Source organism: Streptomyces turgidiscabies Car8 (assembly GCF_000331005.1).
GTDB lineage: Bacteria > Actinomycetota > Actinomycetes > Streptomycetales > Streptomycetaceae > Streptomyces > Streptomyces turgidiscabies.
In genome coordinates this window covers 1-9,078 of sequence record NZ_AEJB01000305.1, presented here as the reverse complement: position 1 = coordinate 9,078, position 9,078 = coordinate 1, and the positions used below count along the sequence as shown (strand labels likewise).

Here is a 9,078-nt window from a genome sequence, read left to right as displayed (position 1 = left end):
GCCACCGGACCCCGAACGGCCACCGGACCCCGACACGGACCCGGATCCGGACCCCGACCCGCCGTCGGGTCCCGACCCGGACCCGCCACTGGACCCCGACCCGGACCCGCCACTGGACCCCGACTCGGCCTCGCCGCCGGGCCCCGACATTGGCCCGCCCGACACGGACCCGGACCCGGACGCGCCACCGGGCCTCGACCCGACAGGGCTCGTGCCGGCGCGCAGGACCAGAGTCCAGCCGCCGTCCGGCGTCCGCACCGGTTCGCGTACGGTCGAGCCTTCGGCGACCTCGGCCCCCGCCGCGCGGGAGGCGTCGCGCAGGCGTCGGTCGAACAACCGCCGGTCGAGGTGCCAGCCATGGCCGTGCGGGTCGTTGATGAAGTCCACGGCATGCAGGTCGGTCGAACCCCACGCCGAAAGACTGCCGTAGCAGGGCAGGTGTCCGGAGTCGAGGACGCGGTCGGCGACGCCGAGGTCGCCGAGCAGGACCCGCCCGGCGGGCACGAGCGTCTCGCCGACCTTGGGCGGCCCGGTGCCGGCGTCCGCCAGCAAGACCGTACGGCCGGCCCGGGCGAGCATGAGCGCGGCGGCGCAGCCGGCCGGACCGCCGCCCGCCACCACGACGTCGTAGGTGTCCGCGCCGGGAGAGGACGCGGCGCTCACCGCGCGTCGCGGAAGGGATCGAGCTTCTCGAGGTATCCGGCGGTGATCTCCTCCACGCGGTAGCCGGTCGCCCTGGCTGCCTGGCCGACCGCCCGTGCCGCGGACTCGGCCTCGACGGTTTCGGGGGCGAGCCTTCCCTCGGGCGAGAGGCCCGCCGCCGCGGACGACATGTGCGGACCCGCCTCGGGCATCTGAACGTTGACGAGGTTCGCCGTGTCCGGTGCCTGATCGAGCGGTTGTCCCGGGCGGGACTCCACCAGGATCCGTGCGGGGAACTTCCCGTCGCCCACGGTGTAGTCGCGCACCTCGACGACGCCGAGTTTGGCCCAGTCCCTGATCATCTGTGAGCGCTGCTGGTTCATGGTGCCACTGAGCCCGCGCAGCCAGGTCGCCCGCCGCTCGAACGCCTCCTCCCGGGCGCTGTCGTCGCCCCCGGCGGACGGCGTGTTGACCTTCTCGAAGTCCTCCAGCTTGAGCACATGGTTGGGTACCTGGGCAGGCCAGAAGGTCGGCAGGTACGGGCTGTACCGGGGCCCCAGGTTGGCCAGCACCTCGTAGCCGGAGCGACAGCTCGCGGTGTCCGCCTGCCAGGGGGCGGCCATCCAGCGGGTGAGGTCTCCGGGCCCCTGCGCCTGCAGGGGGCCGGTGGCGGAGACCGCCTCGTCCGGAGTGAGGGTGGGACCGTAGTCGGGTTCCACGGCGGCGGGGGCGCGGTGCCGGATGCGGAACGGTTCGCTGAACATGCTCGCGTGCCTGATCGGCCAGGTGACCTCGATCCCCGGGTGGAACGCGTCGGCGGCGCAGCCCTCCAGGGCCGCCCGGTCCAGCAGCCCCGGCTGCTCGGCGGCAGGGGCGGCGTCGACCGTGGGGCGCGGCTGCCGCAGGGGGCCGGCCACGAACGCCCCGTCCGCCCAACGCTGCAGCATCCAGTCCTGGGTCGGCGACAGCGCCAGGTGCTGAAGCACGGACTTGGGCTTGCTGGCCATGGCGTCGCCGTACAGCCACGGCCACGGCAGCGGGGACTTTCCGTCGCGGTTGTAGTCACGCAGGGCGGCGTACGTCTGGCGGCGCAGTTCCCGGTTCCGGTTGGACGGATCGGCGAGCCTCTTGCGCATCGCCGGCGAGAGGAAGAAGTTGGGGCCGTTCCACCCGAACTGGGTCGCGAAACCATGGTTGACCCACTGCAGATCGCAGAACCTGCGGAAGATCGGCTCGATGTGATCGGTGAACGAGATCTGCTGCGGGCGGGTCAGTGAACCGGCCTGGACGAAGACGTCGAAGAGCAGGTCGTAGAGGGTACGGACGGACTTCACGCCGGGGGCGTAGTGCGGAGGTCCCACCACGACCCAGGCCGGGACGGCGGTCAGGTCCCGGCCGTCGATACTGACCTTCGCTGTCACCGGGCCGTCGGACACGTCGTCGTACCAGGTGTTGTTGTTGGTGACCCCGGTGATCGGCTGGTTCTTGTAGGAGGCGGAGTTTCCCCGGCCGCCGAGCACCACCAGGCGGCCGTCGGAACGGGTGGAGATCTCGCCGAGGTACACCGCCCTGTCCATGACCTTGCCGGTGTCGAACTTCTGCGTCTCGGTCTTCGAGCCGCGAACGGTGCGGCTCCCGGGATCGTTGACCAGCTTCTTCCGCTCGGCGCCCACGACGTCGGCGTTGCGTCGGGCGTACTGCTCCGCCGTGAGCGTCCTGCCCTCGGGGATGTCCAGCGCCAGATGGAACTGGTACCAGGCGGCCTTCTTGTTGGCCAGACGCACCGTCCACTGGATCTCGGTGACACCCTCGGTGCCGGGCTTCAGCTCCCGTACGACCTCCCCGGCGGCGTTGTAGCCGTACACACGGAAGCGTGCGGCCTGTCGGCGGAGCGCCCCGGAGCCGTCCTTGTAGGAGCCGGGGTCCGCCGGCTTCTGGTCCGGTGACTCCGGGCCGATGAAGGGTGCTTCGGCGCTGTTGCCCACCCGGGCGACACCGATCGCGGGGTGAATCTTCACCCGGACGATGTGACTGTCCATCAAGAACCTTCCGTCGTGGGGGCCGCCGGGATGCGGTCTCCAACGTGAAACCTGCGATTCAGGCCGGGGAGCCGCACCGCGCGGGAGCTGATCGACGCGCGATTGTGGCTGACCGTCCGACCAACTGCCCTCCGGCGCTTCCGAGTTCAAGCCGGTCGAAGGTGTGCGGTCGTATCTGAAGAGGCCGTAGGTCGAGTTCGCGTTCCGACCGGGGAGGTCTTCCCGGAACAGATGTCCTCCCCAGCACGCCACGACGCAGCCGGGCTAATCGCTCAGGGTGCGCGCACGCGTGCCTCGCCGACCACGCACAGGGACGTCTGGGCCTGGCCGCCGCAGCGTCCGGTGCCGAGGTGCCGGCGGTTGCGGGACGGGCGGGACCTCGCCCAGCCTGCCGGGGCTCCGGGTCAGTGCCCCGCCTGTCGCCAGTCCGCCACAGAGCCGGGGTTCGTGTGGTCCGCAGGGGTGACCCAGAACGCCTTGCCGAGCTCGGCGCTGAAGTGGGCGCCTGTCCGGCCGTCCCCGGACGAGCGTCCCGTCAGTCGGCGAACGATCCACGGCAGCAGGTACTGCCGGGCGAAGCGGGCGTCCGCGACCCGGCGCGCACCCCAGGCGAGGGGTGCCGTGGCCGCCGGCGGTGTACGCCACTCCGGGTCCTCGGCCTCGTGGCCGAGGGTCTGCCAGACCGCCTCAGCGACCCGCCGGTGGCCCTCGCCCGTCAGGTGCAGCCGGTCCACGTCCCACAGCCGGGGGTCGCCGAGCGACGGGGCGCCGTACAGGTCGACCACGAGGGCGCCGTGCCGGGAGGCGAGGTCGTCGATGCAGACGAAGAGTTCCTCCATGCGCGGCCGGAAGCGCTCCATGACCGGGCCCTGGCGACCGGGGCTGCGCATCAGCACCAGCTGCTTGCAGGCGGGCGCCAGCCGCTCCACGGACTCCTCCAGGAGCCCCCGTACCCGCCCCATGTCGCACTTGGGGCGGAGCGTGTCGTTGAGCCCGCCCACGAGTGTGATCACGTCGGGCTCCAGGGCTACCGCCACGGGTACCTGTTCGGCGGCGATCTGCCCGATCAGCTTCCCGCGCACGGCGAGGTTCGCGTACCGGAAACCGGGCGTGCGGGCGGCCATCCGGGCCGCGAGGAGGTCGGCCCAGCCGCGGTAGGTACCGTCCGGCAGCCGGTCCGACATGCCCTCGGTGAAGGAGTCGCCGACCGCGACAAGGCTGGTGTAAGAAGCATTCGTCTGCATGGCGACAGAGATGATAGCCCGATTACATACCCGACGGTCGGTCGACCTCTCCCAGGACGGTCCAAGCCGGTCCAGGACGCTCCGCTACGCCCTACACGGGCTGACCGAACAGCTCGCGCAGCACGTCCTCCATCGTCACCAGGCCCGCGAGGAGCCCGTCCTCGCCCTGCACCGCCGCCAGGTGCGTACGGCTGCGCCGCATCGCCGTGAGGACGTCGTCCAGGGGGGTGTCCGCCCGTACGCTCGCGATGGTCCGCATGTCCCGCACCTGGAAGGCGAGGTCCCGGGGCGCGGCGTCCAGCGCGTCCTTGACGTGCAGATAGCCGGCGATCCGGCGCTCGTCGTCCACCACCGGGAAGCGCGAGAAGCCCGACTCGGCCGACAGCTGCTCCAGCTCCTCCGGAGTGACGCCCACGCGCGCGTAGACGACGCTTTCGAGGGGGAGTACGACGTCACGCACCGGCCTGCGGCCCAGTTCCAGGGCGTCGTGCAGGCGTTCCCGCGCGCGGTCGTCGATGAGCCCCGCCTCGCCGGAGTCCCGCACCAGGCGGGCCAGTTCGGCGTCCGAGAAGGTCGCCGTAACCTCGTCCTTGACCTCGACGCGCAGCAGTTTGAGAAGCGTGTTCGCGAAGGCGTTGATCGTGAAGATCACCGGCTTCAGAGCCCGCGCCAGGGCCACCAGCGGCGGGCCCAGCAGCAGCGCGCTGCGCACCGGCTCCGCGAGCGCGATGTTCTTCGGCACCATCTCGCCGAGCAGCATGTGCAGATACGTGGCCAGGGCGAGGGCGATCACGAAGGACACCGCGTGGCCCGCGCTCTCGGGGACGCCCACCGCGTGGAACACCGGCTCCAGCAGATGCGCGATAGCCGGTTCCGCGACCACACCGAGGATCAGGGTGCACAGCGTGATGCCCAGCTGGGCCGCGGCCATCAGCGCGGACACGTGTTCCAGGCCCCAGAGCACGCTCTTCGCCCGCCGGTCGCCGTCCGCGCGGTCCCCGCCGGCGCCCTCCGGCCCTTCCTCCACGTATTGCTCGATCTGGCTGCGGCGGACGGAGATCAGCGCGAACTCGGCGCCGACGAAGAAGGCGTTGACGACCAGCGTCGCCAGACCGATGAGCAGCTGGATGGTGGTCACTTCGCCTCCCCTTCCCTTTCGTCTTCCTTCACGAGCGGCGCGTGCAGCAGCACGCGCGCGGCCCTGCGGCCCGACGCGTCCACCACGTCCAGGTGCCAGTCGGCGACCTCGACCGTGTCACCGGCCTGCGGAATCCGGCCCAGTTCGGTCGCCACGAGGCCCGCGAGCGTCTCGTACGGGCCCTCCGGCAGCCGGAGACCGACGCGGGCGAGCTGGTCGGTACGGGCCGCGCCGTCCGCGGAGTAGAGGGCGCGGCCCTCGTCGTCCGTGCCGGCCGGGGCGAGGTCGGACGTCTCGTGCGGGTCGTGCTCGTCGCGTACCTCGCCGACGACCTCCTCGACGATGTCCTCCAGCGTGGCCACGCCCGCCGTACCGCCGTACTCGTCGATGACGACTGCCATCGTGCGCTTGCCGGAGAGCCGGTCGAGGAGCCGGTCGACGGTCAGTGACTCGGGGACGAGCAGCGGCTCGCGCATCAGTTCGGAGACGGACACCCGGGTGCGACGCTCGGCGGGCACCGCGAGGCAGTCCTTGATGTGCGCGACGCCGACGACCGAGTCGAGGTTGCCGCGGTAGACGGGGAACCGGGACAGCCCGGTCGCCCGCGTCGCGTTCGCCACGTCCTCGCAGGTCGCCTGGGCGTCGAGGGCGACTACCTGGACGCGCGGTGTCATCACGTTCTCCGCGGTGAGGTCGGCCAGGTTCAGGGTCCGTACGAACAGTTCCGCGGTGTCGGGCTCCAGGGCGCCCTCCTTGGCGGAGTGCCTGGCCAGTGCCGCCAGTTCCTGGGGTCCGCGCGCGGAGGCCAGCTCCTCGGCGGGCTCGATGCCGAAGAGGCGCACCAGACGGTTCGCCGTGTTGTTGAGGTGTGTGATGAACGGCCGGAACGCGGCACTGAACAGGCGCTGCGGCGTCGCCACCCGCTTGGCCACGGCCAGCGGTGCGGAGATCGCCCAGTTCTTGGGCACCAGCTCGCCGACGACCATGAGGAAGACGGTCGACAGCGCCGTACCGATCACCAGGGCCAGCGATGAGGACGCCGAGGCCGAGACACCGAGCGATTCGAGCGGGCCCGCGATCAGCGCGGCGATCGACGGCTCGGAGAGCATGCCGACCACGAGGTTGGTGACCGTGATGCCGAGCTGCGCGCCGGAGAGCTGGAACGTCAGGTTCCGTACGGCCTTCAGGGCGCCGGCGGCACCCCGCTCGCCGCGCTCCACCGCGCGCTCCAGCTCGCTGCGCTCGACGGTGGTCAGGGAGAACTCCGCCGCGACGAAGGCGCCGCAGGCCAGGGAGAGCAGGATCGCGACCAGGAGGAGAAGCACTTCGGTCATCGGTTCACCTCCGTCCCATGGTCGGGCAGGGCCGGCGGGATCGCTCGACGTCGAGTGGTGCTGTCGCTACTGGGAGGCTCGCCCATGGGCGGACGCTCACACCTTTCATCGGAGAAGTATCTGGTCCGCCAATAGTAAAGGATGCGCAAAGTGGCTCAGTCGGTGAGGGGCTTCACCCAGCGACGCCACTGCTCCTCGGGCCCGTACCCGGCGGCCCGCCACGCCTGCTGCCCGCTCTCGTTGCGCTCCAGCACCATGGCGTCCGCGCGCCGCCCGCCCAGTCGTACGAACCGCTCCTCGGCGGCGGCCAGCAGCGCCGAGCCGATGCCCTGCCGGCGCCGCTCCGGATGCACCGCGAGCCGGTACAGATGGCAGCGCCAGCCGTCGAACCCGGCTATCACCGTGCCCGACAGCACTCCGTCGCGCTCTGCGAGGAGCAGAGCCTCGGGGTCCCGGTCGACGAGCCGGGTCACGCCGTCGCGGTCGTCGCTGATGCTGGTCCCCTCGGCGGCCTCACGCCAGAACAGCAGCACGGAGTCGATGTCCGCGTGGGTGGCGGGGCGGATGCTCAGATCACTCATGAGGCGAGCCAAGCAGAGCGACGGGCGCTCTGGCGAACCCGTTTCCGTGCACGGACGTGAAGTCTCCGTGCACGGACGCGAGTCGAGCGGTTCGAGCGGTCAGCGCCGGTCCAGCAGCGCCGAAAGGGCCTCCCGCAACACCGCCTCGGGGGCCGCCGACGGTCCTTCCGAGCGCCAGGCGACAAAGCCGTCGGGGCGCACCAGCACCGCTCCGTCCGTGCTGACGCCGTGGGCCTCGGCCCAGTCCAGGTCGCTCGCGGGTGACAGCTCGGCGTCGGCCCCGCTCCCGATCCGGTACGAGTCGAGCGGCATCGACAGCCGGCGCGCGACCTCCGTCGCCGCGTCGTGCCATCCGCCGGCGGCGCCCGCCGAGCTGAGGAGCACCAGCGAGTTCTCGTACAGGTCGAGCGTGGAGATCCGGGTGCCGGCGCGGTTCAGCCACAGGTGGGGAGCCCTGCTCCCGGGCTCACCGGTCAGCCGTACGCCCTCGGGCACGACCGGTACCGCCGGATCGGCGCCCAGGACCGCGCCCCGCGGATAGCGGTAGGCGAGGGCCACGTTGAGGATGCCGCCCTTCTTGCCGCCCGGGCCGCCGGCACCGGGAGCGGGGGTGTACCCGGGGTGGCTGTGCTCGACCGACCGCGCGGAGGCACGGGCGCTCGTCGCCTCCGCGACCGGCCGGCGCTCAAGGTCGTACGACCCCAGCAGCCCGGGACCCGCCCAGCCGCCCAGTACGGCCGCCAGCTTCCAGGCGAGGTTGTGGGCGTCCTGGATACCGGTGTTGGAGCCGAACGCCCCGGTGGGGGACATCTCGTGGGCCGAGTCGCCGGCGAGGAACACCCTGCGGTCCGCGTACCGTTCGGCGACCCGCTCGGCGGCGTGCCAGGGGGCCCGCCCGGTGATCTCCACATCCAGGTCCGGTACGCCGACGGCCCGCCGGATGTGCTCCCGGCAGCGCTCGTCGGTGAACTCCTCCAGCGTCTCGCCCTGTTCGGGGTGCCAGGGCGCGTGGAACACCCAGCGCTCCCGGTTGTCGACGGGCAGCAGGGCCCCGTCGGCGTCCGGACTGGTCAGGTAGCAGACGATGAAGCGCCGGTCGCCGACCACGTCGGCGAGACCGCGCGAGGTGAAGGTGACGCTCACGTTGTGGAACAGGTCGCCCGGGCCGTTCTGCCCGATGCCGAGCTGCTCCCGGACGGGGCTGCGGGGACCGTCCGCCGCGACGAGGTAGTCCGCCCGGACGGTGGTGTGCTCACCCGTTTCACGGCTCTTGACCTGCGCGGTCACCCCCTCGGGGTCCTGCTCGAACGACATCAGCTCGGTCGAGAACCGCAGATCCCCGCCGAGCGCCCGCGCGCTCTCCAGCAGGACCGGCTCCAGGTCGTTCTGGCTGCACAGGCACCACCCGCTGGGGCTGAACCGGGCGAGCCCGCCGCCGGGGTCGATCTCCTTGAACAGCCACTCGCCGACATCGCCCACCAGGCTCGGTGTCTGCAGGATGCCGTGGTTGTCCGCCAGGACCGACGCGGCCTCCTCGATGCGCCGCTCCACCCCGGCCACCCGGAACAACTCCATGGTGCGCACGTTGTTCCCGCGCCCCCGTGGATGGATCGAGGTGCCCGAGTGGCGCTCCACGAGCGTGTGCGGCACCCCCAGACGCCCGAGGAACAGGGAGGTGGACAGGCCCACCAGGGATCCGCCGACGATCAGGACGGGGGTGTGGTGGCCGCCTTTGCCGTCGGCCTCTTCCGCACGGTTCATTGAATGCCTCCAGTGTCTGCCGGTCGTGGCCGGGACGCGGGTCAGCGAGCAGATGCCCCTGCACAGTGCATCCCCGGGGGCCGCTTCGCCCGCCGGAGGCACCCGGATGGCGCACGGTTCACTCGCCCGACCCCGCGGGAGTCGCGCACACGGCGAGTCGCGTCAACGATCGGCTCATGGCGGCCCGGCGATCGGACCCGGATGTCGCTCACTGCCTTCCACAACGAAGAGGAGAGGTGCGCCGGATGACCATCTCGGGACGCATATCGCAGTCGGCGTTCGACGGCTCCAGGCTGCGGGTGATCCTGCTGCTCGACCTGTACGAAGGAGCCCAGCAGC

General features: G+C 71.6%; 7 protein-coding genes. All 7 read right to left on the bottom strand.

The genetic code is table 11. From position 1 onward, the window contains the following. The coding region (locus STRTUCAR8_RS20175; protein ID WP_006377709.1) for a tryptophan 7-halogenase at positions 1–663 on the bottom strand (663 nt) is incomplete at its 3' end. Further along, a complete protein-coding gene (locus tag STRTUCAR8_RS20170; protein ID WP_006377708.1) occupies positions 660–2,681 on the bottom strand; it encodes a LodA/GoxA family CTQ-dependent oxidase in 2,022 nt (673 codons plus the stop codon). The genes STRTUCAR8_RS20170 and STRTUCAR8_RS20175, both read right to left, overlap by 4 nt. Positions 2,682–3,085: 404 nt before the next feature. Then, positions 3,086–3,925 (bottom strand): SGNH/GDSL hydrolase family protein, encoded by an 840-nt coding sequence (locus tag STRTUCAR8_RS20165; RefSeq protein ID WP_006377713.1) that lies wholly within the window; start codon positions 3,923–3,925, stop codon positions 3,086–3,088. A 91-nt stretch (positions 3,926–4,016) separates the two neighbouring features. Then, entirely contained in the window at positions 4,017–5,063 is a 1,047-nt protein-coding gene (locus STRTUCAR8_RS20160; RefSeq protein WP_006377710.1) for a hemolysin family protein, read from the bottom strand. Continuing rightward, a complete protein-coding gene (locus STRTUCAR8_RS20155; protein WP_006377714.1) occupies positions 5,060–6,397 on the bottom strand; it encodes a hemolysin family protein in 1,338 nt (445 codons plus the stop codon). Before STRTUCAR8_RS20155 ends, STRTUCAR8_RS20160 begins: the two co-directional genes overlap by 4 nt. Before the next feature lie 155 nt (positions 6,398–6,552). After that, on the bottom strand, positions 6,553–6,978 hold the full coding sequence (locus STRTUCAR8_RS20150) for a GNAT family N-acetyltransferase (protein ID WP_006377711.1): 426 nt from the start codon (positions 6,976–6,978) through the stop codon (positions 6,553–6,555). A 99-nt stretch (positions 6,979–7,077) separates the two neighbouring features. Then, positions 7,078–8,739 carry an FAD-dependent oxidoreductase gene (locus STRTUCAR8_RS20145; protein WP_006377712.1) on the bottom strand — a complete coding sequence of 554 codons (1,662 nt, stop codon included), beginning with the start codon at positions 8,737–8,739 and terminating at the stop codon, positions 7,078–7,080. Positions 8,740–9,078: the final 339 nt, after the last annotated feature.

Coding starts and splice junctions, on each gene's coding strand:
- STRTUCAR8_RS20170 (WP_006377708.1), bottom strand. CDS start 2,681: ATGGACAGTCACATCGTCCGGGTGAAGATTCACCCCGCGATCGGTGTC.
- STRTUCAR8_RS20165 (WP_006377713.1), bottom strand. CDS start 3,925: ATGCAGACGAATGCTTCTTACACCAGCCTTGTCGCGGTCGGCGACTCC.
- STRTUCAR8_RS20155 (WP_006377714.1), bottom strand. CDS start 6,397: ATGACCGAAGTGCTTCTCCTCCTGGTCGCGATCCTGCTCTCCCTGGCC.
- STRTUCAR8_RS20150 (WP_006377711.1), bottom strand. CDS start 6,978: ATGAGTGATCTGAGCATCCGCCCCGCCACCCACGCGGACATCGACTCC.
- STRTUCAR8_RS20145 (WP_006377712.1), bottom strand. CDS start 8,739: ATGAACCGTGCGGAAGAGGCCGACGGCAAAGGCGGCCACCACACCCCC.